At 66.8% G+C, this 25,990-nt stretch carries 23 protein-coding genes; 11 read left to right on the plus strand and 12 right to left on the minus strand.

The genetic code is table 11. The features are described 5' to 3' along the window. Positions 1-50 precede the first annotated feature (50 nt). From ACN20X_RS11435 to ACN20X_RS11465, 7 genes are all read right to left on the minus strand, one after another. A complete protein-coding gene (locus ACN20X_RS11435) occupies positions 51-1,361 on the minus strand; it encodes a citrate synthase (RefSeq protein WP_016450198.1) in 1,311 nt (436 codons plus the stop codon). A gap of 25 nt (positions 1,362-1,386) precedes the next feature. Continuing rightward, positions 1,387-1,686: an FAD assembly factor SdhE gene (locus ACN20X_RS11440; RefSeq protein WP_012204343.1), complete on the minus strand. Its 300-nt coding sequence runs from the start codon at positions 1,684-1,686 to the stop codon at positions 1,387-1,389. Next, entirely contained in the window at positions 1,686-2,390 is a 705-nt protein-coding gene (locus ACN20X_RS11445) for a succinate dehydrogenase iron-sulfur subunit (RefSeq protein ID WP_012204344.1), read from the minus strand. The genes ACN20X_RS11440 and ACN20X_RS11445 overlap by 1 nt, the downstream gene beginning before the upstream one ends. A 27-nt stretch (positions 2,391-2,417) precedes the next feature. After that, positions 2,418-4,223: a succinate dehydrogenase flavoprotein subunit gene (gene sdhA / locus ACN20X_RS11450; RefSeq protein WP_012204345.1), complete on the minus strand. Its 1,806-nt coding sequence runs from the start codon at positions 4,221-4,223 to the stop codon at positions 2,418-2,420. 33 nt (positions 4,224-4,256) lie between these two features. Then, positions 4,257-4,622 (minus strand): succinate dehydrogenase, hydrophobic membrane anchor protein, encoded by a 366-nt coding sequence (gene sdhD, locus ACN20X_RS11455; protein WP_012204346.1) that lies wholly within the window; start codon positions 4,620-4,622, stop codon positions 4,257-4,259. Positions 4,623-4,657: 35 nt separating this feature from the next. Next, positions 4,658-5,080, minus strand: a complete 423-nt coding sequence (sdhC, locus tag ACN20X_RS11460; RefSeq protein WP_016450200.1) for a succinate dehydrogenase, cytochrome b556 subunit — start codon at positions 5,078-5,080, stop codon at positions 4,658-4,660. 134 nt (positions 5,081-5,214) lie between these two features. Continuing rightward, positions 5,215-6,003: a GntR family transcriptional regulator gene (locus tag ACN20X_RS11465; RefSeq protein ID WP_016450201.1), complete on the minus strand. Its 789-nt coding sequence runs from the start codon at positions 6,001-6,003 to the stop codon at positions 5,215-5,217. 218 nt (positions 6,004-6,221) lie between these two features. Between ACN20X_RS11465 and ACN20X_RS11470 the strand changes: the two genes are divergently transcribed. From ACN20X_RS11470 to acnB, 5 genes are all read left to right on the plus strand, one after another. Next, entirely contained in the window at positions 6,222-7,208 is a 987-nt protein-coding gene (locus ACN20X_RS11470) for a malate dehydrogenase (protein WP_012204349.1), read from the plus strand. A 14-nt stretch (positions 7,209-7,222) separates the two neighbouring features. After that, positions 7,223-8,029: a trans-aconitate 2-methyltransferase gene (gene tam / locus ACN20X_RS11475; RefSeq protein WP_013803434.1), complete on the plus strand. Its 807-nt coding sequence runs from the start codon at positions 7,223-7,225 to the stop codon at positions 8,027-8,029. Further along, the gene (locus ACN20X_RS11480; RefSeq protein WP_074923100.1) at positions 8,026-9,045 is read left to right on the plus strand and encodes an HpcH/HpaI aldolase/citrate lyase family protein; all 1,020 of its coding nucleotides are present in this window, start codon (positions 8,026-8,028) and stop codon (positions 9,043-9,045) included. The genes tam and ACN20X_RS11480 overlap by 4 nt, the downstream gene beginning before the upstream one ends. A 31-nt stretch (positions 9,046-9,076) precedes the next feature. After that, entirely contained in the window at positions 9,077-9,658 is a 582-nt protein-coding gene (locus ACN20X_RS11485; protein WP_016450203.1) for a hypothetical protein, read from the plus strand. Between the two features lie 63 nt (positions 9,659-9,721). Next, positions 9,722-12,313 carry a bifunctional aconitate hydratase 2/2-methylisocitrate dehydratase gene (gene acnB / locus ACN20X_RS11490; protein ID WP_016450204.1) on the plus strand — a complete coding sequence of 864 codons (2,592 nt, stop codon included), beginning with the start codon at positions 9,722-9,724 and terminating at the stop codon, positions 12,311-12,313. Between the two features lie 76 nt (positions 12,314-12,389). On the opposite strand, the gene ACN20X_RS11495 is transcribed toward acnB, so the two are convergent. Further along, the gene (locus ACN20X_RS11495; protein ID WP_074923101.1) at positions 12,390-13,211 is read right to left on the minus strand and encodes a helix-turn-helix domain-containing protein; all 822 of its coding nucleotides are present in this window, start codon (positions 13,209-13,211) and stop codon (positions 12,390-12,392) included. 131 nt (positions 13,212-13,342) lie between these two features. Here ACN20X_RS11495 and ACN20X_RS11500 point away from each other — a divergent pair, with 131 nt between their 5' ends. Further along, positions 13,343-13,765 carry a hypothetical protein gene (locus ACN20X_RS11500; protein ID WP_473210619.1) on the plus strand — a complete coding sequence of 141 codons (423 nt, stop codon included), beginning with the start codon at positions 13,343-13,345 and terminating at the stop codon, positions 13,763-13,765. Positions 13,766-13,940: 175 nt separating this feature from the next. Here ACN20X_RS11500 and ACN20X_RS11505 read toward each other — a convergent pair whose 3' ends face one another. Then, entirely contained in the window at positions 13,941-14,213 is a 273-nt protein-coding gene (locus ACN20X_RS11505) for a hypothetical protein (protein WP_151020822.1), read from the minus strand. A 456-nt stretch (positions 14,214-14,669) separates the two neighbouring features. Between ACN20X_RS11505 and ACN20X_RS11510 the strand changes: the two genes are divergently transcribed. Beyond that, positions 14,670-15,089: a hypothetical protein gene (locus tag ACN20X_RS11510; RefSeq protein ID WP_016450208.1), complete on the plus strand. Its 420-nt coding sequence runs from the start codon at positions 14,670-14,672 to the stop codon at positions 15,087-15,089. A 176-nt stretch (positions 15,090-15,265) separates the two neighbouring features. Then, positions 15,266-18,151 (plus strand): aconitate hydratase, encoded by a 2,886-nt coding sequence (locus ACN20X_RS11515; protein ID WP_473210620.1) that lies wholly within the window; start codon positions 15,266-15,268, stop codon positions 18,149-18,151. Positions 18,152-18,291: 140 nt separating this feature from the next. On the opposite strand, the gene ACN20X_RS11520 is transcribed toward ACN20X_RS11515, so the two are convergent. Then, complete coding sequence (locus tag ACN20X_RS11520; protein WP_473210621.1) at positions 18,292-19,191, minus strand: LysR substrate-binding domain-containing protein; 900 nt, start codon at positions 19,189-19,191, stop codon at positions 18,292-18,294. A 136-nt stretch (positions 19,192-19,327) separates the two neighbouring features. Between ACN20X_RS11520 and ACN20X_RS11525 the strand changes: the two genes are divergently transcribed. The 3 genes from ACN20X_RS11525 to ACN20X_RS11535 all read left to right on the plus strand — a co-directional run bounded on the left by ACN20X_RS11525 (position 19,328) and on the right by ACN20X_RS11535 (position 23,246). Continuing rightward, entirely contained in the window at positions 19,328-21,031 is a 1,704-nt protein-coding gene (locus tag ACN20X_RS11525) for an acyl-CoA dehydrogenase family protein (RefSeq protein ID WP_016453922.1), read from the plus strand. Positions 21,032-21,106: 75 nt separating this feature from the next. Further along, entirely contained in the window at positions 21,107-22,111 is a 1,005-nt protein-coding gene (locus tag ACN20X_RS11530) for a Bug family tripartite tricarboxylate transporter substrate binding protein (protein ID WP_016453921.1), read from the plus strand. Between the two features lie 13 nt (positions 22,112-22,124). Next, entirely contained in the window at positions 22,125-23,246 is a 1,122-nt protein-coding gene (locus tag ACN20X_RS11535; protein ID WP_473210622.1) for a CaiB/BaiF CoA transferase family protein, read from the plus strand. A 14-nt stretch (positions 23,247-23,260) separates the two neighbouring features. Here the strand turns inward: ACN20X_RS11535 and ACN20X_RS11540 are convergent, their stop codons facing one another. Both ACN20X_RS11540 and ACN20X_RS11545 read right to left on the minus strand, forming a co-directional pair. After that, the gene (locus tag ACN20X_RS11540; RefSeq protein ID WP_473210623.1) at positions 23,261-24,916 is read right to left on the minus strand and encodes a GDYXXLXY domain-containing protein; all 1,656 of its coding nucleotides are present in this window, start codon (positions 24,914-24,916) and stop codon (positions 23,261-23,263) included. Beyond that, positions 24,913-25,884: a DUF2157 domain-containing protein gene (locus ACN20X_RS11545; protein ID WP_016453918.1), complete on the minus strand. Its 972-nt coding sequence runs from the start codon at positions 25,882-25,884 to the stop codon at positions 24,913-24,915. Before ACN20X_RS11545 ends, ACN20X_RS11540 begins: the two co-directional genes overlap by 4 nt. Positions 25,885-25,990: the final 106 nt, after the last annotated feature.

Here is a 25,990-nt window from a genome sequence, read left to right on the forward strand (position 1 = left end):
CAAAGGCATGGGGCTTTTGGGTGCCGGGCCGCTGAGGCCCGGACCTGCGATCAGCGCTGGCCGATCGGCTTGACGTCGCGGGACACGGAGCCCGTGAACAGCTGGCGGGGACGGCCGATCTTGTACTCGGGGTCGGCCATCTGCTCGTTGAGCTGGGCGATCCAGCCCACGGTGCGGGCCAGGGCGAAGATGCCGGTGAACAGGTTCACGGGCACGCCGATGGCGCGCTGCACGATGCCGGAGTAGAAGTCCACGTTCGGGTAGAGCTTGCGCTGCACGAAGTAGTCGTCTTCCAGGGCGATCTTCTCGACTTCCTTGGCCAGGGCGAACAGGGGGTCCTTTTCCAGGCCCAGTTCGGCCAGCACTTCATTGCAGGTTTCCTGCATGAGCTTGGCGCGGGGGTCGTAGTTCTTGTAGACACGGTGGCCGAAGCCCATCAGCTTGACGCCGCTGTTCTTGTCCTTGACCTGTTCCATGAACTCGCCGACCTTGGCAACGCCGCCGTTGGCCTGCAGGTATTCCAGCATGTTCAGGCAGGCTTCGTTGGCGCCGCCGTGGGCAGGGCCCCACAGGCAGGCCACGCCGGCCGAGATGGCGGCGAAGGGGTTGGTGCCCGACGAGCCGCACAGGCGCACGGTGGAGGTGGAGGCGTTTTGCTCGTGGTCTGCGTGCAGGATGAAGATGCGGTCCAGCGCGCGCTCGACTACGGGGTTCACCTTGAACTCCTCGCAGGGGTTGCCGAACATCATGCGCATGAAGTTGCCGGCGTAGCTCAGGTCGTTCTTGGGGTACATGTACGGCGCACCGATGCCGTACTTGTAGGCCATGGAGACCAGCGTGGGCATCTTGGCGATCAGGCGGATCGCGGCGATGTCGCGGTGCTCGGCGTTGTTGATGTCCATGTTGTCGTGGTAGAAGGCCGACATGCCGCCGACCAGACCCGTCAGGACGGCCATGGGGTGGGCGTCACGGCGGAAACCACGCAGGAAGAACTGCATCTGCTCGTTGACCATGGTGTGCTTGGTCACGCGCTCGACGAAGTCGGCCTTCTGCGACTCGTTGGGCAGCTCGCCGTACAGCAGCAGGTAGCAGGTCTCGAGGTAGTCGCAGTTCTTGGCCAGCTGCTCGATGGGGTAGCCGCGGTACAGCAGCTCGCCCTTGTCGCCATCGATGTAGGTGATGGCGGACTGGCACGAGGCGGTAGAGAGGAAGCCCGGGTCATAGGTGAACATGCCGGTCTGCGCGTACAGCTTGCGGATGTCCACCACGTCGGGACCGACGTTGCCCTGGTAGACGGGCAGCTCGACGCTGGGGGCGCCGTTGCTGAAAGACAGCGTTGCTTTGTTGTCTGCGAGTTTCATTTCCAAACTTCCTTCTCTAGATTGCCTAGCCTACTAGCGGGAGAGAACCGGGCTTGCGCTTGCGCACCAGTTCCAGAACTTCCCTGATTTCTTGGGTATCGAGTTCACCTTCAGGCTCCTTGCGGCGCAAGAAGAGGTCCATCAGGTCGTTGTCTGCCAGGTCCATCAAGGCAGACAGACCGCTCGCGTGTCTCCGCGTGAGCTGGTCTCCGTAGGTGGCGAAGAACTGCGCGATGAACAGGTCGTTCTCGACCAGGCCGCGCCGGCAGCGCCAGCGCAGCAGGTCTCGCTCGCGTTCGTCGAGCAGAGTATTCGTCATGGTCATCAGATGGCCCGGCGGACCATCAGTTCCTTGATCTTGCCAATGGCCTGCGTGGGGTTCAGGTGCTTGGGGCACACGTCCACGCAGTTCATGATGGTGTGGCAACGGAAGAGGCGGTACGGATCTTCCAGGTTGTCAAGGCGGTCACCCGTGGCCTCGTCGCGGCTGTCCGCGATGAAGCGGTAGGCCTGCAGCAGGCCGGCCGGGCCCACGAACTTGTCGGGGTTCCACCAGAAGCTGGGGCAGCTGGTGGAGCAGCTGGCGCACAGAATGCACTCGTACAGGCCGTTGAGCTCTTCGCGCTCTTCAGGCGACTGCAGGCGTTCCTTGGTGGGAGACGCGAAGCTGTCGTTCTGCAGGTACGGCTTGATCGAGTGGTACTGCTTGAAGAACTGCGTCATGTCCACGATCAGGTCGCGGATCACGGGCAGGCCGGGCAGGGGCTTGAGAACGATGTCGCCCTGCAGGGTCTTCATGTTCGTCAGGCAGGCCAGGCCGTTCTTGCCATTGATGTTCATCGCGTCCGAGCCGCACACGCCTTCGCGGCAGGAGCGGCGGAACGAGATGGAGGGGTCCATCTCCTTGAGCTTGACCAGGGCGTCCAGCAGCATGCGCTCGTGGCCGTCCAGCTCGACCTCGACGGTCTGCATGTAGGGCTTGGCATCCTTGTCCGGGTCGTAGCGGTAGATCTTGAAAGTGCGCTTCATTTGTCTGTTCTCTCGTGGGCTGCTGGATTAGAACGTGCGGACCTTGGGCGGCACGCTGTCCACCGTGAGGGGCTTCAGGTTCACGGGCTTGTAGTCCAGGCTGTTGGTGGCGCTGTACCACAGGGTGTGCTTGAGCCATTCCTTGTCATTGCGGCCCAGCGGGAACTCGGCGTGGTCGGCAGGATGCTCGTAGTCGTACACGGTGTGGGCGCCGCGGCATTCGTGGCGGGCAGCGGCCGAGATCATGGTGGCCTGGGCCACTTCGATCAGGTTGTCCACTTCCAGCGCTTCCATGCGGGCGGTGTTCCAGACCTTGGACTTGTCCTTGAGGGTCACGGAGCCCACGCGTTCGCGGATGGCGTTGATCTTGACTTCGCCTTCGTCCATGCTCTTTTGCGTGCGGAACACGCCGGCATGCTGCTGCATCGTGGCGCGGATGTCGCCAGCCAGGTCCTGGGCGTAGGTGCCTTCCTTGGAGTCGTCGAGCTGGTTCAGGCGCGTGAGCGTGCGCTCGGAGCCATCGGCCGGCACGGCCTTGTGGTCACCGAAGCCGTTGACGAACTGCACGATGTGCTTGCCGGCCGACTTGCCGAAGACCAGCAGGTCCAGCAGCGAGTTCGTGCCCAGGCGGTTGGCGCCGTGCACCGACACGCACGAGCATTCGCCCACGGCATACAGGCCATTGACCACGTTGTTCTGCTGGCCGTCCCACACCACGACCTGGCCGTTGATGTTGGTGGGAATGCCGCCCATCTGGTAGTGGATGGTGGGCACCACGGGAATCGGTTCCTTGGTGATGTCCACGTTGGCGAAGTTGTGGCCGATCTCCTCCACCGAAGGCAGGCGCTTGCGGATGGTGTCTGCACCCAGGTGGTCCAGCTTCATCAGGATGTAGTCCTTGTTGGGACCACAGCCACGGCCTTCCTTGATTTCCTGGTCCATGGAGCGGGACACGAAGTCACGCGGTGCCAGATCCTTCAGCGTGGGAGCGTAGCGCTCCATGAAGCGTTCGCCTTCGCTGTTGAGCAGGATGGCGCCTTCGCCACGGCAGCCTTCGGTCAGCAGCACGCCCGCGCCGGCCACGCCGGTGGGGTGGAACTGCCAGAACTCCATGTCCTGCAGCGGGATGCCTGCGCGTGCAGCCATGCCCAGGCCGTCGCCGGTGTTGATGAAGGCATTGGTCGATGCCTGGAAGATGCGGCCAGCGCCACCCGTGGCCAGCAGCACGGCCTTGGCGTGCAGCTCGTACAGGTCGCCGGTTTCCAGTTCGATGGCGGTCACGCCGACCACGTCGCCCTGGGTGTTGCGGATCAGGTCCAGCGCCATCCACTCCACGAAGAAGTTGGTCTTGGACTTGACGTTCTGCTGGTACAGCGTGTGCAGCATGGCGTGGCCGGTACGGTCGGCCGCGGCGCAGGCGCGCTGCACGGGCTTTTCACCGTAGTTGGCCGTGTGGCCGCCGAAGGGGCGCTGGTAGATGGTGCCGTCGGGGTTGCGGTCGAACGGCATGCCGAAGTGTTCCAGCTCGATCACGACGTTGGGCGCTTCGCGGCACATGAACTCGATCGCATCCTGGTCGCCGAGCCAGTCGGAGCCCTTGATGGTGTCGTAGAAGTGGTAGTGCCAGTTGTCCTCGCTCATGTTGCCCAGCGAAGCGGACACGCCGCCTTGCGCGGCCACGGTGTGCGAGCGCGTGGGGAAGACCTTGGACAGCGAGGCCACGGACAGGCCGGCGCGCGACAGTTCCAGCGCGGCACGCAGGCCGGAGCCGCCAGCGCCGACGATGACGACGTCAAACTTGCGCTTGGTGATGTTTGCTTTGGAGTAGCTCATTCTTAACCTTCAATCGTGGAGACCGAGTCTCTATCAGATACGCCACAGGATCTGGATGCCCCAGCCGGCGCAGCCGACCAGCCAGACCAGGGTGAAAACGTTCAGCACCAGGCGCAGGCCCACGGGCTTGACGTAGTCCATCCAGATGTCGCGCACGCCGACCCAGACGTGCCAGGCCAGCGAGACGATCACGGCGAAGGTCAGGAACTTCATCCACTGCGGGGCAAAGATGCCGGCCCACAGGTCATAGCCGACGGAGCCGGTGCTGAAGATCAGCTTGGCCAGCAGCACGATGGTGAACAGTGCCATCAGCACGCCGGTGACGCGCTGCACCATCCAGTCGCGGATGCCGTAGTGCGCACCGACCACGGTGCGCTTGGAGCCGTAATTCACGGACATGGTTCTTTTTCCTTATCGTGAGGGGAGATCGTCTATCAGTACAGGCCGAACAGCTTGGCGCCCAGGATCAGGGTCAGGCCCACGCTCAGCACCAGCACCACCAGGGCGGAGGTCTTGCCGAACTGCTTGTTGACCGCATGGTGGTTCACGTCCATGAACAGGTGGCGCAGGCCGGCGCAGAAGTGGTGCAGGTAGGCCCAGATCAATGCCAGGCACACGAGCTTGAGGAACCATCCGAAGGGACCCGCGAAAACCGAGGTGAAGCCGTCGAAGGAGATCTCCGAGGTCAGCGACATGTCCATCATCCACAGGATGAAAGGCAGCAGGATGAACATCAGCAGGCCGCTGATGCGGTGCAGGATGGACACGATGCCGGCCGGCGGCAACCGGTAGGTGGGGAGGTCCTTGAAGAAGTTGATGTTGCGGAACTCTGGCCGCTTTTTGGCTTGCTCAGTCATGGCAGGGTACTTTCGTGGATGTAACTGCTTCGTAATCGCTCAGGGGCGGCGATGCAAAATTCTATTGCAATGCAATAAAAACAGCTTTGCTGGGAATTGCGTATTTTCGCCCGCTTCTCTGGGGAACGGATCGTTCAGCTCAACGCGTTGCGGTAGTGATGGGTGTCGGTGCGGTACAGGCCGCGGCGTAACTCCATGGGAACATCGTTGTATGTGTAAGCGGTGCGCTCCACGCTCAGCAGGGGCGTGGTGCTGGGCACGTCCAGCAGCAGGGCCTGTTCGGCCTCGGGCAGGACGGCGCGGATCTTTTCGTCGGCGCGCACCATGCGCACGCCGTAGTCCAGCTCGAACATGGCGTAGGTGGGGCCCTGGTAGGCGGACATCTGCTCGGCGGTCAGGCCCTTGAAGGCGTGGCCCGGCAGCCAGATGTCTTCCAAAATGGTCGGGATTGCGGAGAACGACAGCACGCGGCGCACGTGCATCACGGCATCGCCGCTGCGCAGCGCCAGGCCGCGCGCCACGTCGGCCGATGCGCGCAGGCGCCGGCAGTCGATGATGCGGCGCTCGGCACGGCCCTCGCCCTGCTGGTCGCCGGCGTCGGGCTGCAGCTTGAGGAAGCGGTACTGCACATGCTGGGCCGCGTGGGTGGCCACGAAGGTGCCCTTGCCCTGGCGGCGCATCACCAGGTTCTCCGCGGCCAGCTCGTCGATGGCCTTGCGCACCGTGCCCTGGCTCACGCGAAAGCGCGCCGCCAGCTCCATCTCGCTGGGGATCAGCTCGCCGGGCCGCCATTCGCCTGCTTCAAGGCTTTGCAGTATCAGTCCCTTGATCTGCTGGTACAGCGGGCTGAAGGCCGGGGTCGATGCACCCGCGCCGATGGTGGCAGCGGCGGTTTCAGAGGCGAGGGGAGGCAGGGCTGGCATGGGAAAGTTCGGGGTGGGGAGGCTCCCGGCGACGCAGATGAAAGACTTGGAAACAGACGTCGATCATATCTTATATAAGACATAAGACAAATTGACCGGGCTCCGAAATCGGGAGTACACTTTCGCGTTGTTTGCGGAGCACGGGCTGCTGGTTTCTGACGCTGGTGCGACCTGGCGCCGATAACACCTGATTTTTTCCCCATCCCTGGAGTTTCATCATGAGCAAGAAGCCCGTTCGTGTCGCCGTCACCGGTGCCGCCGGTCAAATTGGTTACGCCCTGCTGTTTCGCATCGCCTCCGGCGAAATGCTGGGTAAGGACCAGCCCGTCATTCTGCAACTGCTGGAGATTCCCGACGAGAAGGCCCAGAACGCGCTCAAGGGCGTGATCATGGAACTCGAAGACTGCGCCTTCCCCCTGCTGGCCGGCATCGAAGCCCACTCCGACCCCCTGCAAGCCTTCAAGGACACCGACTACGCCCTGCTGGTCGGCGCGCGTCCCCGCGGCCCCGGCATGGAACGCGCCGACCTGCTGGCTGCCAACGCACAGATCTTCACGGCCCAGGGCAAGGCGCTGAACGCCGTGGCCTCGCGCAACGTGAAGGTGCTGGTCGTCGGCAACCCCGCCAACACCAACGCCTACATCGCCATGAAGTCGGCTCCGGACCTGCCGGCCAAGAACTTCACCGCCATGCTGCGCCTGGACCACAACCGCGCTGCATCGCAGCTGGCTGCCAAGGCCGGTTTCAAGGTCGGCGACATCCGCAAGCTGACCGTCTGGGGCAATCACTCGCCCACGATGTACGCCGACTACCGCTTCGCCACCGTCAACGGTGAAAGCGTCAAGGCCAAGATCAACGACCAGGCCTGGAACAAGGACGTGTTCCTGCCCACCGTCGGCAAGCGTGGCGCCGCCATCATTGCCGCTCGTGGCCTGTCCTCGGCTGCCTCGGCTGCCAACGCCGCCATCGACCACATGCGCGACTGGGCCCTGGGCTCGGGCGGCGAATGGGTCACCATGGGCGTGCCCTCCAACGGCGAATACGGCATCCCCGCCGGCATCGTCTTCGGCTTCCCGGTCACCACCGAGAACGGCGAGTACAAGATCGTCGAAGGCCTGGAAATCGACGCCTTCTCGCAAGAGTGCATCGACAAGACCCTGGCCGAGCTGCAAGGCGAACAGGACGGCGTCAAGCACCTGCTGTAAGCCGCCGGTAAGCCATGCTCGACTGGAATCCCGCGCTTTACCTGCGTTTCGCCAATGAGCGTACGCGCCCCGCAGCCGAGCTGCTGGCGCGTGTGCCCTTGGCCCAGGCCCGCCATGTGGTGGACCTGGGATGCGGGCCGGGCAATTCCACCGAGCTGCTTGCACAGCGCTATGCCGGTGCCACGATCACCGGCATAGACAACTCCCAGGCGATGCTGGCCACCGCGCGCCAGCATCTGCCTGAGGCCCGCTTCGCGCTGGCCGACATTGCTTCCTGGACGCCCGCCCCCGGCGAGAGCGCTCCCGACCTGATTTATGCCAATGCCTCCCTCCAGTGGGTGGGGGAGCATGAAACGCTGATACCCCGCCTGTTCGCCCAACTGGCGCCAGGGGGCGTGCTGGCGATACAGATGCCCGACAACCGGCAGGAAGCCACGCACCGCGTGATGCGCGAGATTGCCAGCCTGCCCAAGTTTGCCGCCTACATCGGCGATGCCGCCAAGGTGCGGGCCGACATCCTGCCCATCCGCAGCTACTACGACCTGCTGGCCGGACCGCAGGAGCAGGCCGGCGTCGAGGCCGGCGCCGTCGATGTCTGGCACACCGTCTACCAGCATCCCATGGACTCGGCCGGCGCCATCGTCCAGTGGCTGCGCGGCACCGGCCTCAAGCCCTTCGTCGAAGGCCTGCCCGAAGCCCTGCAGGCCGACTTTCTCACCGAATACGAAAACCGCGTGGACGCCGCCTACGGCGTGCGCGCCGACGGCCGGCGCCTGCTGGCCTTCCCCCGCCTGTTCATCGTCGCCCAGCGCAAGCCATGACCGCCGCCACGTCCACACCCTCTCGCGCACACCCGGCCCAGGTGCTGCTCGATGCGCAGGGCGGTGCCCTGCACCTGCCCGTCTGCGACCACTACAGCGGCGTGGAAGTGCGCATGCGCAAGAGCCTGCAGCTGCAGGCCGAGATGATGGCCGAGTTCGGCACCTGCGTGTTCGACGTCACGCTGGACTGCGAGGACGGCGCCCCCGTGGGCCAGGAGGCCGCCCATGCGCGCCTGGTGGCCTCGCTGGTGCGTGATGCCACGCCCGGTGCCCGCGTGGCTGCGCGCGTGCATGCCGTGGACCACGCCAGCTTCGCGCAGGACCTGGACATCATCGTCGGCGAAGCCGGCGACCGCCTGTGCCACCTCATGCTGCCCAAGGTGGAAAGCGTGGACGACGTGCTGCTGGCCGAGCGGCATCTGGGCCGACTGGGCTGCCGCGAACTGCCGCTGCATGTGCTCATCGAGTCGCCCGCCGCCGTGCACCGTGCCTTCGACATCGCCGCACACCCGCGCGTGCAGAGCATTTCCTTCGGCCTGATGGACTTCGTCTCGGCCCATGGCGGCGCGATTCCCGCCTCGGCCATGGGCTCGGCCGGCCAGTTCGACCATCCGCTGGTCGTGCGTGCCAAGCTGGAGATCGCAGCTGCCTGCCACGCGCACGGCAAGGTGCCTTCGCACTGCGTGGTCACCGAGTTCAGGAATCCACAGGCGCTGCAGGCCGCTGCCACACAGGCGTCACGGCGGCTCGGCTATACCCGCATGTGGAGCATCCACCCGGACCAGATCCGTCCCATCCTCGCCGCCTTCGCGCCCCAGGCCGACGAAGTGGCGCAGGCCGCACAAATACTTACCGCCGCGGAGGCCGCCGACTGGGCGCCCGTCAGCGTGGATGGTGTATTACATGACCGGGCGAGCTACCGCTATTTCTGGCAGTTGCTCACACGTGCCCACCAGACCGGCCAGGCGCTGCCCCCGCAGGTGCAGCCCTGGTTTGCATCAGAATCACTTGCTTAGCCCACACCGGGAATTTGCAGGAGCCCAACGTATGAAGACAGCTATCGCCTCCATCCTGATCGCAGCCCCCTTGCTGGCCATGGGCCTGGGCGCCAGCGCCGCCGAACCTGCCAAGAAGGCTCCGGCCAAGGCCGCCGCCAAGCCTGCGGTCAAGAAGGCTCCCGCCAAGAAGGCCACCGCGGCCAAGGCCGCTGCCGGCGCTGCCGCAGTCGGCGGTGCGGCGGCCGTGGCAGCTGCTGCCCAGCAGCCGCTGTCCGCCGAAGACCTGGCCATCTCGGAGCGCGTGCACACCGGCCGCATTCCCTGCGAGCTGGGCGCCTTCGTCAATGTGACGGCCGACCAGTCCAACCCCGGCTACTTCAACATCGACGGCAAGGGCTTCAAGTACCACATGGCGCCCGTCAAGACCTCGACCGGCACCGTGCGCCTGGAAGACAAGCATGCCGGCGCCGTCTGGCTGCAGATCGCCAACAAGTCCATGCTCATGAACCAGAAGGTCGGCCAGCGCCTGGCCGACGAATGCATGAGCCCTGACCAGCTTCAGGTGGCCGAGGCCATCAAGAAGAACCCGCCTCCCAGCCTGCTGGAAGCACCCAAGCCCGCCGGCCAGTAATCCAGGCCCGGACCTGAGCGTCCCGCAAGCAGCCCCACTTTAGAAAACCATGGAGAGAGAATCATGTTGAAAGCCTACCGTGACCACGTGGCCGAACGCGCCGCGCTCGGTATCCCCCCGCTGCCGCTGGATGCCAAGCAGGTTGCCGAACTGATCGAGCTGATCAAGAACCCGCCCGCTGGCGAGGACGCCTTCCTGCTCGACCTGCTCACGCACCGCGTTCCTCCGGGCGTGGACGATGCCGCCAAGGTCAAGGCCAGCTTCCTGGCAGCCGTGGCCCACGGTGACATCCAGGTGGCTCTCATCTCCAAGGCCAAGGCCACCGAGCTGCTGGGCACCATGGTGGGCGGCTACAACGTGCATCCCCTGATCGAGCTGCTGGACGACGCCGAAGTCGCCGGCGTCGCTGCCGATGCGCTGAAGAAGACGCTGCTGATGTTCGACTTCTTCAACGACGTGGCCACCAAGGCCAAGGCCGGCAACGCCAAGGCCCAGGAAGTCATGCAGAGCTGGGCTGACGCTGAGTGGTTTACCTCGCGCCCCGAAGTGGACAAGAAGATCACCGTCACCGTCTTCAAGGTGCCCGGCGAGACCAACACCGACGACCTGTCGCCCGCACCCGATGCCTGGAGCCGTCCGGACATCCCGCTGCACTACCTGGCCATGCTCAAGAACACCCGTCCCGACGCGGCCTTCAAGCCCGAGGAAGACGGCAAGCGCGGCCCGATGCAGTTCATCGACGACCTCAAGAAGAAGGGCCACCTGGTCGCCTACGTGGGCGACGTGGTCGGCACCGGCTCCTCGCGCAAGTCGGCCACCAACTCCATCGTCTGGGCCACGGGCCAGGACATCCCCTTCGTGCCCAACAAGCGCTTCGGCGGCGTGACCCTGGGCGGCAAGATCGCCCCCATCTTCTTCAACACGCAGGAAGACTCCGGCTCGCTGCCCATCGAAGTGGACGTCTCCAAGCTGGAGATGGGCGACGTCATCGACGTGCTGCCCTATGACGGCAAGCTGGTCAAGAACGGCGAGACCGTCGCCGAGTTCCAGCTCAAGAGCGACGTGCTGTTCGACGAAGTGCGCGCCGGCGGCCGCATCAACCTGATCATCGGCCGTTCGCTGACCGCCAAGGCCCGCGAATTCCTGGGCCTGTCTGCCTCCACCGTGTTCCGCCTGCCTCAGGCGCCCGCTGCTTCGAACGCCGGCTTCACGCTGGCCCAGAAGATGGTCGGCCGCGCCGTCGGCCTGCCGGAAGGCCAGGGCGTGCGCCCCGGTACCTACTGCGAGCCGCGCATGACCACCGTGGGTTCGCAGGACACCACCGGCCCCATGACCCGCGACGAGCTCAAGGACCTGGCCTGCCTGGGCTTCTCGGCCGACATGGTCATGCAGTCCTTCTGCCACACGGCCGCCTACCCCAAGCCCGTGGACGTCAAGACCCACCGCGAGCTGCCCGCCTTCATCAGCAACCGCGGCGGCGTGGCCCTGCGTCCCGGTGACGGCGTGATCCACTCCTGGCTCAACCGCCTGCTGCTGCCCGACACCGTGGGCACGGGCGGCGACTCGCACACGCGCTTCCCCATCGGCATCTCCTTCCCTGCAGGTTCCGGCCTGGTGGCCTTCGGCGCCGCCACGGGCGTGATGCCCCTGGACATGCCTGAGTCCGTGCTCGTGCGCTTCAAGGGCGAAATGCAGCCCGGCGTCACCCTGCGTGACCTGGTGCATGCCATTCCCCTGTACGCCATCAAGGCAGGCGCGCTGACCGTGGCCAAGGCCGGCAAGAAGAACATCTTCTCGGGCCGCATCCTGGAAATCGAAGGCCTGCCCGACCTGAAGGTGGAACAGGCCTTCGAGCTGTCCGACGCCTCGGCCGAGCGCTCGGCTGCCGGCTGCACGATCAAGCTCAACCCCGAGCCGATCAAGGAGTACCTGACCTCGAACATCGTTCTGATGAAGAACATGATCGCCGACGGCTACGCCGACGCCAAGACGCTGCAGCGCCGCATCGAGAAGGTCGAAGCCTGGCTGGCCAAGCCCGACCTGCTCGAAGCCGACAAGGACGCCGAATACGCTGCCGTGTTCGAGATCGACCTGGCCGACATCAAGGAACCCATCGTCTGCTGCCCCAACGATCCCGATGACGCCAAGTTCCTGTCCGAAGTGGCCGGCACCAAGATCGATGAAGCCTTCATCGGTTCGTGCATGACCAACATCGGCCACTTCCGCGCAGCAGCCAAGCTGCTGGGCGGCCAGCGCGACATCCCCGTCAAGCTGTGGGTGGCTCCGCCCACCAAGATGGACCAGAACGAGCTGATCAAGGAAGGCCACTACGCTGCCTTCGGCACGGCCGGTGCCCGCACCGAAATGCCGGGCTGCTCGCTGTGCATGGGCAACCAGGCCCAGGTCCGCGAAGGCGCGACGGTGATCTCCACCTCGACCCGCAACTTCCCCAACCGCCTGGGCAAGAACACCAACGTGTTCCTGGGCTCGGCCGAGCTGGCCGCCATCGCATCGCGCCTGGGCAAGCTGCCCACCAAGGAGGAATACCTCAAGGAAATGGGCGTGATCGATGCCGACAAGTCCAGCGTCTACCGCTACATGAACTTCGACCAGATCGAAGAGTACGCGGATGTGGCCAAGGGCGTGAGCGCCTGAGTCCGGCCTGATCCGGCTCCATGAGCAAAGCCCGCTTCGGCGGGCTTTGCTGCTTTCTGGCTCTGTACTTTCCGGTTTACGCAGCCTGCCTCAACCGCCCCAGCACCTCCTGCGTCTGCGCATCCGCCGGAAAGAACGACTCCACGGCCAGCTCCTGCAGCGTCACATCCACCGGCGTGCCGAAGATGGTGATGGTGCTGATGAAGTTCAGCCGGCCATGGTCGGTGTCCAGCGCGAAGGGCACGGCGATGTGACTGGCAGGTGCTGCGCCATGTGGTGAGTCCGCTTCATCTTCCTTGAACGGGTAGGCGGCAATCTCGTCGTGCAGCGCCTGCAACTGCGCATCCGACGTGGCGGCAATCTGCTGCTGCAGGCGGTGCAGCAGATGCGCGCGCCAATGGGCTGCATTGGCCAGGCGCGGGCCCAGGCCTTCGGGGTGCAGGCTCAGGCGCAGCACATTGACGGGCGGCTCCAGCAGCCAGGGCGCCACGCCGGCCAGCAGCAGCGGCACGATGGCGTTGGCGGCCACCAGGTTCCAGTGACGGTCCACGGCCAGGGCGGGATTGGGTTCGTGGCCCTTGAGCACCAGGTCCACGGCCTGGCGCGCGGCGGCCAGATCCGGGTGGTCCAGCGGCCGGGCCTGGTACATGGGCGCATAGCCTGCGGCCACCAGCAGCGCGTTGCGCTCGCGCAGCGGCACGCCCAGGCGCTCCACCAGGCGCAGCACCATCTCGCGGCTGGGCTGGGCGCGGCCGGTTTCCACATAGCTCAGGTGGCGCGTGGAGATCTCGGCCTCCAGCGCCAGGCCCTGCTGGCTCAGGCGGCGGTGCTGGCGCCAGTGGCGCAGATGGTCGCCGAAGGGCGAGCGCGCGGACGGTGGATGGGCGGTGGAGGTCATGGCCCGCATCGTAGCGGCGGGGCCGGCGTGGCGGCCATGACCTGCGAGGTTATCGACCCTGTGCAGCCTGCGGCGGACCATGCAGTCCATGGCATGCACGGTGTGTGCCTGTTGCTCTCAAGGAGTTCGCCATGTCGATGTTCGCTTCCCCCCGTTTCCTGCCCCGCGTGATGTGGGCCGATGCTGCTTCCTGCGCCGCCTCGGGCGCCTTGCAACTGGTGGCGGGGCAGCCGCTGTCGGATGTGACGGGGTTGCCTCTGGCGCTGCTGCAGTCCACAGGCTGGTTTTTGCTGGGCTATGCGCTGCTGGCTGCGTGGATGGCGGCGCGCTCGCCTGTGCCGCGGCGGTTGATCGGGCTGGTGGTTGTGGGGAATTTGGGGTGGGCTGTGGGCTGTGTTGCGCTGTTGGCGTTTGGTGGGTTGGGGTTGTCTGCCTGGGGGGGGGCGTGGGTGTTGGCTCAGGCGTTGGTGGTTGTGGTGTTGGCTGAGTTGCAGTGGACTGGGTTGAGGCGCACGCGCGCTGTGGTTGGCGGTGCGCGTGTTGCCATGTCATGACTACAGCGGGCTTGTTTTGACCCTGCCGGGCCGTTGTTTTTCGAGGCCGGGTCTCGGCCCGGCAGCCGACTGCCCTTTCTTGATTCGCCAAGAAAGGTCAGATCAAAGAAGGCGGCCCGACGCAGGCGCTGGCATACGGGGAGCTGGTGCGGGCCTTTGCTGCGCTCGGCCGGGTTCAGGGGACTGCGCTGCTTTTGACGTAGTGGGAGCAGCCCACGGCGACGACTTCGCCGCTGGTTTCGCTGGCCAGCATGTCGGCGCTGTTGCGGATGGTGCGCAGGGCGCTGGCGAGCACGTCCAGGCGGTTGCTGGTTTCGGGCGTTTCCAGCCACAGCAGGGCCATGCGGGAGAGCGCCGAGATTTCGGCACAGCCTTGCTGCACCAGGCGATCCACCTCGGTCACGACCTGGGTGAAATGCTCGGCGCTTGGTGGGGGTCTGGGTGTCATGGCTCGGCTCTCCTTGCAAGATTGAGAGAGGCCGTGGAAAGGCAAACGTTGCGCATGCTTCCGTGCTCCTAGTCGAGGCTTGAGACCACCGGGTTGCGTTTTCAAGCGCAGGCAGGTGGGCGGGATGTTGAAAACACGAGACTAGTCGTGCGGGCAGCCTTGCGGTGAGCCCCATCCCGCCCGAAATCGCACAGACGTGGGCAAGCGCCCACGAATACAGGATTCAGACGTGACAAAGCCTCGCTGACGGGGAGGCTGCACCGCTAGTCTTGGAAAAGGTGTTTTCAAGCACCGGCCCCTTAACAGGGGGCTGGTGCGGATTGTGGCATAGCGACTGGAGTTGCTCCAGCGGGGCTGGCATGACCTGGCAGGTCATGGACGCGGGGGGCGGTTGCGGCGGAGCATCGGCGGGGCCGGCTTGCGAGGTGCATGCCCGGCAATCCACAAGGAGTGCTGATGCCGATGTTTTCCCATGCCCGTTTCCTGCCCCGCACTCTGTGGGCCGACGCCATCTGCTGCGCTGCCGCGGGTGCGGTGCAACTGGCCTTTGCGCAGCCGCTGGCCGTTGTCACGGGGTTGCCGCAGGCGCTGCTGCTGGGCACGGGGTGCTTCTTGCTGGCCTGGGCCTGCGTGGCTGGCTGGGGCGCGTGCCGCATGCCGCGCAGCCGGGGGCTGGTGGCCATTGCCGTGTTCGGCAACTTCGGCTGGGCCCTGGCCTGCGGGGTTGTGCTGTACAGCGGCGTGCTGGAGCCTGCGCCCGCAGGCTGGGCATGGGTGCTGGGCCAGGCGGCCATCGGCGTGGCGCTGGGCGATCTGCAGTGCGCGGGGTTGTGGCGCAGCAGGGCTTCGCTGGCCGGTTCGATGACAGCCCTGTGAAAGCCTGCCGCTTTTTCCGCGTGGACAGCGTTGTCCGCGTGTGACTATCGCCAATGGACCACAGCATCTGCGGGCACTTCTGGGCACAATGGAAATCAGAGTCTTGGTGCATGCCCAGCAGCCCGGAAAAGGCGGCGCGCATGTGCCTTCCCAGAGTTTCATCCAGGAGTCTCACGATGCGCCACGAATATGAAAACACCCTCAAGACCTTTGCTGCGGCGGGGGGCAAGAAGGGCAAGTTCTTCTCCCTGCCTGAGCTGGCAAGGCAATATCCACAGGTCCGGCGATTGCCCGTGTCGCTGCGCATCGTGCTGGAGTCCGTGCTGCGCAACTGCGATGGCAACAAGGTGACGCGCGAGCATGTGGAGCAACTGGCGAACTGGAAGCCCCAGGCCGAGCGCGTGGACGAGATCCCCTTCGTGGTATCGCGCGTGGTGCTGCAGGATTTCACGGGCGTGCCGCTGCTGGCCGACCTGGCCGCCATGCGCAGCACGGCCGCCAGGCTGGGCAAGAAGCCCAAGTCCATCGAGCCGCTGGTGCCCGTGGACCTGGTGGTGGACCACTCCATCATGGTGGACTACTTCGGCACCAAGAAGGCGCTGGACCTGAACATGAAGCTGGAGTTCCAGCGCAACAAGGAGCGCTACCAGTTCATGAAGTGGGGCATGCAGGCCTTCGACACCTTCGGCGTGGTGCCGCCGGGCTTCGGCATCGTCCACCAGGTGAACCTGGAGTACCTGGCGCGCGGCGTGCACAAGACCAAGGACGGCGTGCATTACCCCGACACCCTGGTGGGCACGGACAGCCACACGACCATGATCAACGGCATCGGCGTCGTGGGCTGGGGCGTGGGCGGCATCGAGGCCGAGGCGGCCATGCTGGGCCAGCCCGTGTACTTCCTCACGCCCGATGTGGTGGGCTTCGAGCTGTCGGGCCAGCTGCGCGAGGGCGTGACGGCCACCGACCTGGTGCTGTCGGTGACCGAGATCCTGCGCCGCGAGAAGGTGGTGGGCAAGTTCGTGGAGTTCTTCGGCGAAGGCACGCGCAGCCTGGCGCTGCCCGACCGCGCCACCATCGGCAACATGGCGCCCGAGTACGGCGCCACCATGGGCTTTTTCCCCGTCGATGAAAAAACCATCGACTACTTCAGGGGCACGGGCCGCAGCAAGGCCGAGATCGAGGCCTTCGAGGGCTATTTCCGCGCGCAGGAACTGTTCGGCGTGCCGGCCGCCGGCGAGATCGACTACTCGCATGTGGTGCGCCTGGACCTGGGTACGGTGGCGCCCAGCCTGGCCGGACCCAAGCGCCCGCAGGACCGCATTGAGCTGGGCAATGTGTCGTCCAAGTTCGATGAGCTGTTCAGTGCCCCTGCGGCGCACAACGGGTTCAACCAGCCGATCGAACGGCTGGGCCGGAGCTTTCCCGTAGGCGGTGGCGGCGAGGGCGAGGTGGCTCCCGAGACGCCGGCACATCCGCCCGGCGCGCAGCGCTCGCTGGCCGAGATGGAGGCCAACAAGCCCAAGCTGGAGGCCGCTCACAGCGAGGCGCCGGTCGATGCCCCCACGCCGCCCAAGCGCCTGAGCATCGCCAACGGCGACGTGCTGATTGCCGCCATCACCAGCTGCACCAACACCTCCAACCCCAGCGTGATGCTGGCCGCCGGCCTGCTGGCCAAGAAGGCGGTGAAGGCCGGGCTCACGGTGCAGCCGCACATCAAGACCTCTCTGGCGCCGGGCTCGCGCGTGGTGACCGAGTATTTGACCGAAGCTGGCCTGTTGCCCTACCTGGAAAAGCTGGGCTTTGCGCTGGCCGGCTACGGCTGCACCACCTGCATCGGCAACGCGGGCGACCTCACGCCGGAGCTCAACGAGGCCATCACCAGCAACGACCTGGTCTGCGCGGCCGTGCTGTCGGGCAACCGCAACTTCGAGGCGCGCATCCACCCCAACATCAAGGCCAACTTCCTGGCCAGCCCGCCCCTGGTCGTGGCCTATGCCATTGCCGGCACGGTGCGCCGCGACCTGATGACCGAGCCCGTGGGCCAGGGCAAGAACGGCCGTGACATCTACCTGGGAGACATCTGGCCGACCAGCGAAGAGATCCACGCGCTGATGAAGTACGCCATGAACGGCAAGGCCTTCCGCGAGAACTACGAGAAGGTGCGCTCCGAGCCCGGCAAGCTCTGGGAAAAGATCCACGGCGTGATGGGCGCCACCTATACCTGGCCCGAGAGCACCTACATTGCCGAGCCGCCGTTCTTCGACGGCTTCCGGCTTGAGCTGGAAGCGCCTGCCGCCGGTGCTGCTGGCGCCGAAGGCTCCAACCCCTACGTGGTGCACGGCGCGCGCGTGATGGCGCTGTTCGGCGACTCCATCACCACCGACCACATCTCGCCTGCCGGCTCCATCAAGGAAAGCTCGCCCGCAGGCCAGTGGCTGCTGGCCCACGGCGTGCAAAAGGCCGACTTCAACAGCTACGGCTCGCGGCGCGGCAACCATGAGGTGATGATGCGCGGCACCTTTGCCAACGTGCGCATCAAGAACCTGATGATTCCCGCGCAGCCCGATGGCTCGCGCGAGGAGGGCGGCCTGACGCTGTACCGCGACGGCACGGGCCAGGTCACCAAGATGCCCATCTACGACGCGGCCATGAAGTACCAGGCCGAAGGCCGTGCCACCGTGATCTTCGCGGGCGAGGAATACGGCACGGGATCGAGCCGCGACTGGGCCGCCAAGGGCACGCAGCTGCTGGGCATCAAGGCCGTGGTGGCGCGCAGCTTCGAGCGCATCCACCGCTCCAACCTGGTGGGCATGGGCGTGCTGCCGCTGCAGTTCCTGGGCACGGACAGCTGGCAGACCCTGGGCCTGACGGGCGAGGAGTTCGTGGAAGTGATTCCCGCCGCCGACCTGGCACCGCAAAGCGAGGCCCAGCTGGTGATCACGCGTGCCGATGGCAGCAAGCAGACCGTGGTGGTCAAGCTGCGCATCGACACGCCCATCGAGGTGGACTATTACAAGCACGGCGGCATCCTGCCGTACGTTCTCAGGCAGCTCCTGGAATGAAGTTGGATCCCCTGAGCCGCTATGCGGCTTCCCCCTGCAAGGGGGACGACACCCTGGCGGCGGGGCGGCCCTTGCTCGGTGTCCCTCGCCTCTGGGTCACGCCGGTTTTGGACAGAGTGAACTGAGCAAGGGTGTGGCGTTTAGGGCTGCTGTCCCAGCCTGCCCACGCTGTCGCGCAGATGGGCCAGCAGCGATTCGACCAGGGGCTGCACATGGCCCGGGTGCCACATGGCCTGCATCTGCGACTGCGGGTGCCGGCCCTGGATGGGCACGAAGGCCAGCCCCGGGAAGCCCACGCGCTGCAGGCAGGCCGGCACCAGGGACACGCCCTGACGCAGCGAAACCAGGGACAGCACGGACAGCCAGTGCCTCACCTCATGGTGCAGGTCGGGCGTGAAGCCTTCGCTCTGGCAGATCTGCCATATCTGCTGGTGGTAGTCGGGCGAGACCTGGCGCGAGAACAGCACCATGCGTTCGCCCGCCAGCTGGCGCACCTGCAGCTTGCGCAGTCCGGCCAGCGCGTGGCTGTCCGGCAGGCAGGCCATGAAGGGCTCGCTCACCAGGGTGTGTGATTGCAGGCCTGGCGCGGGGCGCGTGGCGTGCAGCAGGCCCAGGTCCAGGCGTTCCTGCTGCAGGCCGGCGATCTGCTCTGCGCTGTTGAGCTCCAGCATGTCGATGCGCACCAGCGGGTGCCGGGTGCGAAAGCTCTCCAGCGCCTCGGGCAGCCCGCGGTAGATGGCCGAACCCACAAAGCCCAGCCGGATGCGGCCCTGCACGCCGTCGGCGATGGCGCGCATGTCCTGGCGCACGCGCTGGGCCTGCTCCATGATGTCCTGGGCCTGCACGCGCAGGTGCTTGCCGGCGGCCGTGAGCCGCACCTCCTTGCTGGTGCGCTCGAACAGCTGGGCGCCCAACTCCTCCTCCAGCTGGCGGATGGCCACGCTCAGCGGCGGCTGGGAGATGGACAGGCGCTGGGCTGCGCGGCTGAAGTGCAGCTCCTCGGCCAGCACCAGAAAGTACCTCAGTTGTCTCAGCTCCATGGCGTTCTATCCGGTTTGACTATTGATCAATACGTTATCGATATTTGACTCGAATAGGACTGTTTCCAAGAATGGGGGCATCCCCAAGACCCGGAGCCCATGCGCCCGGGCCCGGTTCCCGCACAGGAGACAGACCATGAACCCCGAACCGCAGGCGCTGGCCGCCATGCAGTCTTCCCCCGCCCAGGCTTTCCAGGCCGTGCCCGACCGCCACGGCAGCAACCTGTACACCACCGATTCGCAGTTGCAGCCGCTGCTGGCGCTGTACCTGCCGCCCGAGGTGAACGATCATCTGCAGCCCTATCTGGAGCGCATGGGCGCGCTGGCCGGCCGCGAGATCGATGAATGGGCGCTGACCGCCGACCGCAATCCGCCCGAGCTGGAGCACCGCGACCGCACGGGGCGCGATGCGCAGCGCATCGTCAAGCACCCGGCCTATGTGGAGATGGAGCGCATTGCCTATGGCGAGTTCGGCCTGGCCGTCATGTCGCACCGCACGGGCGTGCTGGGCTGGGATGGCAAGCTGCCGCCGCTGGCCAAGTACGCACTGACCTATCTGTTCGTGCAGGCCGAGTTCGGCCTGTGCTGCCCGCTGTCCATGACGGACTCGCTGGCGCGCACGCTGCGCAAGTACGGCGAGCCGGCCCTGGTCGAGAAGTACTGGCCGCGCATGACGCAGCTGCGCTTCGAGGACCAGGCCCAGGGCGCCATGTTCATGACCGAGCAGGCGGCCGGCTCCGACATCTCCAACACCCAGACGCTGGCCCGCCCGGCCGCCGACGGCAGCTGGCGCCTGTCGGGCGACAAGTGGTTCTGCTCCAACCCCGATGCCGACTTCGCCATGGTGCTGGCGCGCGTGGAAGGCGCGCCGGCGGGCATGAAGGGCATCTCGCTGTTCCTGCTGCCGCGCCGGCTCGATGACGGCTCGGCCAACCACTACCGCATCGTGCGGCTCAAGCACAAGCTGGGCACGCGCTCCATGGCCAGCGGCGAGATCGTGCTCGACGGCGCCGTCGCCTACCTGGTGGGCGAGCAGGGCCGGGGCTTCGTGCAGATGGCCGACATGGTGAACAACTCGCGCCTGTCCAACGGCGTGCGCTCGGCCGGGCTGATGCGCCGCGCCGTGGCCGAGGCCGAGTACGTGGCGCGCGAGCGCCGCGCCTTCGGCAAGGCCCTGCAGGACATGCCGCTGATGCAGCGCCAGCTCGACAAGCTGCGCATCTACTCCGAGCAGGCCCGCACCATGGTGCTGCAGACGGCCCAGGCGCTGCAGCGTTCGGACGCAGGCGAAGACGGCGCCTACGCGCTGCTGCGCATCCTCACGCCCATGATCAAGTTCCGCGCCTGCCGCGACGCGCGCAAGGTCACGGGCGACGCCATGGAGGTGCGCGGCGGCTGCGGCTACATCGAGGAGTGGAGCGATCCGCGCCTGGTGCGCGACTCCCACCTGGGATCGATCTGGGAAGGCACCAGCAACATCGTGGCGCTGGACGTGATCCGCGCCATCAAGCGCGAAGGCTCGCTGCCCGTGCTGCGCGACCACGCGGCCCAGCTGCTGGCCCAGACCGAGGCGGCCACGGACTTCAAGGCCGCGCTGTCGGCCAGCATGGACAAGGCTGCGGCCCTGGCCCTGCGCGCGGCCGAGGAGGGCGGTGACCGCCTGGCGCGCGCCGCCGCCTCGGGCCTGTACCACTGCTTCACGGCCACGGCCATGGCCTGGGAGGCCTCTTGCACACGCAGTGCCGAACGCATGCGCTGGGCCCAGCTGGTGCTGCTGCACCGCGTGCTGCCGCGCGACCCGCTGGCGGCAGGCGACCTGCCCGAAGGCTGGACACGCTGAGCCCATCGACCGCACCGACCCAGAACACACATCCCGTCCACAGGGATGACCACACAAGTACCGGAGACAAACACCATGCCTTGCACTGACCCGAAGCCGTCCTTCCAGAAACGCCGATTCCTGTGCGCCTGTGCGCTCGCCGCCACCGCCGCGCTGCCGGCCGCCGCACTGGCCGAGCGTTTTCCCGAGCGGCCCATCAGCTTCGTCGTTCCCTTCCCGCCCGGCGGGCCCACGGACGCCATGGCACGCGTGCTGGCCACGGCGCTGACCGAGACGCTGGGCCAGAGCGTGATCGTGGAGAACAAGGCCGGTGCGGGCGGCAACATCGGCGCCGACTTCGTGGCCCGCGCCAGGCCCGACGGCTACACCATCATGTTCGGCACCTCGGGGCCGCTGGCCATCAACAAGCACCTGTACCGCAAGATCAACTACGACCCGCAGACCAGCTTCGCGCCCATCATCCGCGTGGGCCACCTGCCCAATGTGCTGGTGGTCAATCCGGCCACCAAGGCCACCACCGTGCAGGAGCTGATTGCCCAGGACAAGGCCAAGCCGGGCAGCCTGGACTATGCGTCCTCGGGCAACGGCGCCTCCTCGCACCTGGCCGGCGTGCTGTTCAACAAGATGGCCGGCACCTCGCTGCAGCACATCCCGTACAAGGGCACGGGCCCGGCGCTCAACGACCTGCTGGCGGGGCAGGTGAACATGACCTTCACCGACATCCTCACCGCCATGCCCTACATCAAGGCCGGCAAGTTCAAGGCCATTGGCGTGGCCACGGAAAAGCGCTCCCAGGCCATGCCCGACATCCCCACCATCGCCGAGCAGGGCCTGCCCGGCTACGACGTGAGCGTGTTCTTCGGCGTGGTGGCACCGGCCGGCACGCCGGCCGACCGCATCGAGACGCTGAACGCGGTCTTCCGCAAGGCCCTGGGCAGCGAGCGCATCCGCAAGACCTTTGCCGACCAGGGGCTGGAGCCGGCATCGGATCTGTCGCCAGCAGGGCTGTCGACCTTCATCGCGCAGGAAGTGACCAAGTGGAAGGCCGTGGTCGATGCCTCCGGCGCGAAGCTCGACTGACGAGAGTATCCCCATGAACACAAATAGACGCGCGGGAGCGCTCCAGGGCATCCGTGTCCTCGACCTCTCCCGCATTCTTGGCGGCCCGCTGTGCGGCCAGATCCTGGGCGACCACGGCGCCGACGTGCTCAAGGTGGAGCCGCCGCAGGGCGACGATACGCGCGCCTGGGGGCCGCCGTTCCAGGACGGAGTGTCCTCCTACTACCGGGGCCTGAACCGCAACAAGCGGCTGCAGTTCCTGGACCTGTCCCAGCCCGAAGGCCAGCAGGCCGTGCTGGCGCTGATGGAGCAGGCCGACGTGGTGGTGGAGAACTTCAAGATCGGCACCATGGAAAAGTGGGGCATTGGCTGGGAGCAGGTGCGCGAGCGCTTTCCGCGCCTCATCTGGTGCCGCGTCAGCGGCTTCGGAGCCGATGGTCCGCTGGGTGCCTGGCCCGGCTATGACGCGGCCATCCAGGCCATGACGGGGCTGATGAGCGTCAACGGCGAGGCCGGCGGCGATCCGCTGCGCGTGGGCCTGCCCGTGGTGGACATGGTCACGGGCATGAACGGCGTCATCGGCGTGCTGCTGGCGCTGCAGGAGCGCCAGCGCAGCGGCCTGGGCCAGCTGGTCGATGTCTCGCTGTACGACAGCGGCATCTCGCTGCTGCACCCGCATGCGGGCAACTGGTTCATGAGCGGCAGGACGCCAGGGCGATCGGGCAACGCCCATCCCAACATCTATCCCTACGACAGCTTTGCCACGGGCACCACGCCGGTCTTCCTGGCCGTGGGCAACGACCGCCAGTTCCGCCTGCTGTGCGAGCATCTGGGATGCCCGCAACTGGTGGCCGACGAGCGCTTTGCCACGGCCGGCCAGCGCTCGCACCACCGCGATGCGCTCAAGCCGCTGCTGGAGCAGGCCCTGCAGTCCTGCGACGGCCCCGCGCTGGCCGATGCGCTGATGGCCATCGGCGTGCCCGCCGCGCCCGTGCTGGGCGTGGACGCGGCGCTCAACCACCCGCATACCCTGCACCGCGAGATGGTGGTGGAGATGGAGGGCGGCTACCGGGGCCTGGGCGCGCCCGTCAAGCTCAGCCGCACGCCGGCCAGCTACCGGCATGCGCCGCTGGCCGAGGGCGACAGTTTCGAGTGATTTGCGTGGTGCGCTCAGGGGACGATGGGGCGCAGTTGCGCGTCCGCCATGCCCACCAGCAGCGCGCGCCCGTCGGGCTCCACGCGGAACTCGCCGTAGCGGGCCTGCTCCCAGCGCTGGCCATCGCCTTCGCGGAAGTACCAGGCATCGGTCACCAGCGTCCACCGGCCGCCGCGCGGGGTGAGTTCAAAGCGCTGCTCGCCGGGCGCCAGCGGCTCGCTGGCCGTGCCGGTGCGCAGCCACTGCACCACGCCCTGCTCATCGAGCTTGCCGATGGCGTAGAGGCGTCCGCTGCGCAGATTCTCTTTCTCCACGTCCCTGTCCTCGGAAGGCAGGCGGAAGTTCAGGCGCATGTAGTCGCCCTGCATCAGGGAGCGCGGGTCCACCGGCGCCAATTCCACGAACACCTTGCGGCCCTGGGCGATGGTGCGCTCCTTCTGCGCAATGCCGATATTGGCCACCGCCAGCGTGCAGGCCGCCGTCAGCACCACCAGCCACGGCGCCCAGCGCTGCAGGAGCGCGGCGCCCGATGCGGCGGCGGTCTCCGCGCTGCCCGGCAGGACTGCGGCGCGCGGCCCTGCCCAGGCCAGCAGGCCCAGCAAGGCGCCGCAGCCGGCCAGCACCATGGCCTTCGTCGCCAATGGCCAGGCCAGCTGGTAGTAGAAGCTGCCCACGATCCAGGCCGCAGCCAGGGCGGCCGCTGCGGCCTGCCGCCAGCGGCCGCTGGTGCCGGTCACCGCCAGCGCCAGCAAGCAGGCGCCCAGCCAGGGCAGAAAGGCACTCAGCACGGCCAGCACCACGGCAGCCACGGCGGCGCGCGGCTGCCGCAGCGTGGGCCATGCGCGCTGGGCGAACCAGGCGGCTGCCAGGGCCAGCACGGCCGAGCCGGCCTGCGTCAGAACGCCCATGGAGATGTTCGGGGCGGCTTCCTGCGCCAGCTCGCCCGCCAGGCCGCCGCCCAGCACGCCGGCCACCATGAAGCTCCTGCCGGACAGAAAGGCCAGGCCAGCCAGCACCGCCAGCAGCCAGCCCGTGGCAAAGGGCTCCAGCGCCGCCGCCATGCGGGTCTGTGCTGCAGACTGCCCCAGAGCGCGCCACTGGGCTGCCAGCAGCAGCATCCAGAGCAGCAGCGCCGCATGCACGATGACCCAGGTCGGCAGGCCTGCGTACAGGGTGGATGGATCGTTGTCCGGCCAGAGCATGGTGCAAAACAGCAGCGCGCAGGCGGCGCCCAGCAGCACGCGCAGCCAGGGCCTTGCAATGGCGGCCGTGCAGGCCAGCGCAATGGCCAGGCCTATCGCGGCCGCAGCCTGCCCCGACAGGTCGCGCGCCAGGCCAAAGCCCAGCAGGCCGGCGCCGGTCAGCATGGCAGGCAGGGCCAACTGCTCCAGGAAGACGGGCAGCTCCTCGGCCCGCAGCACGGCCACCGCTGCGGCCAGCATCATGGCGCCGATCACATAGGTGCCGGCGCCGCGCTCTATCCAGTCGGACAGGGCAAACGCAAACAGAATCAGCAAGGGAAGAAGGGCCAGCCAGGCGCCCAGCGCCGTGAGCAGCACCACCGCCCAATGGCGGTCGTTGGCGGCAGGGCGGCGGTCCTGCAAGGCGGCAGGCGGCAGGATGCCCTGGTCCACGGCCTGGCGCAGCAGGGTGTCGTGCTCGTGGCTCATTGAAGGCCTCCTTCCGCGTTGCGTGACATTCGAAGCACCAGGCTGACCGTGGCCGCCAGCAGGCACGCAGCGCCCAGGCCGACGAGCAGCAGCATGCCCGTGAAGTCCGCCCCCAGTTTTTCCAGCAGCAGATAGACCAGGCCGCACACCAGCAGCACGTTCAGGCCCAGCGCCGCACCGCTGAGCAAAAAGATATCGAAATGCCTGCGCAGGCCCGCCAGCGCCGCCGCGCCTGCCAGCAGCACCAGCCCCAGCGGGTACTGCGGCGCCACCGTGCTGTGGAACAGCCCGCTGATGGCAGTGGAGGTGATCATCGCCAGCGCCAGTGCGCCCGCGCCGCGCAAGGCCCACAGCCCCGCGCCCGTGAAGCGCCGCAGGGCCGGTGCCATGACCGCGGTGACGGCAAGGGCGGCGCCCAGGGCCACGGCATGCACGCCCAGGTCGCGCGACTCCACCTCCCAGAACTGCGGCGTATGGGCCTGCGCCCATAGCGCAATGCCCGTCATGGCAACCACCACCCAGGGCACCCAGACGCCATCGCTGCGCGCCGCCAGGGCCAGCGGCAGGGTCAGCGCTGCCCACAGCGCAAACAGCTGCCAGGGGTCCGCTCCCGTCTGGTAGGTCTGCCCGAAAAAGGCGAACAGCGCACCCGTGCCCAGCAACGCCAGCACGGACAGCGGCACGCGCGCCGCCGCGCGCCATGCCGCGCCAAGACACATCACGAGCACGAAGCCCTGCAGCAGGGCAAAGCGCTGCATGCGGCCCATGCTCTCCCAATTGGCGGCAATCCACAGCACGATGCCCAGCCCGCCCAGCGCCGCGCCCAGCAAGGCCACCACGGGCCACAGGCGGGTTCTGAGGGCGGCCGGTTCCTGCTCGAATCCCGCCAGTGCAAACAGCTGCACGGCGGCCTTGCGGTCCAGGCCATGCTGGCGGACAAGCTCATGCAATAAGGGGCGCAGGTTCATGGTGTGGATGTTCCTTGGCTTGAAGATGCGGATGCCCGACTTTGCCAGAACCTGTCCGGGATGGATTGCAACGCGGCAGCCCGGTGCCGGTGCAACCTGCTATCTT

The organism is Delftia sp. PX-1 (assembly GCF_055797465.1).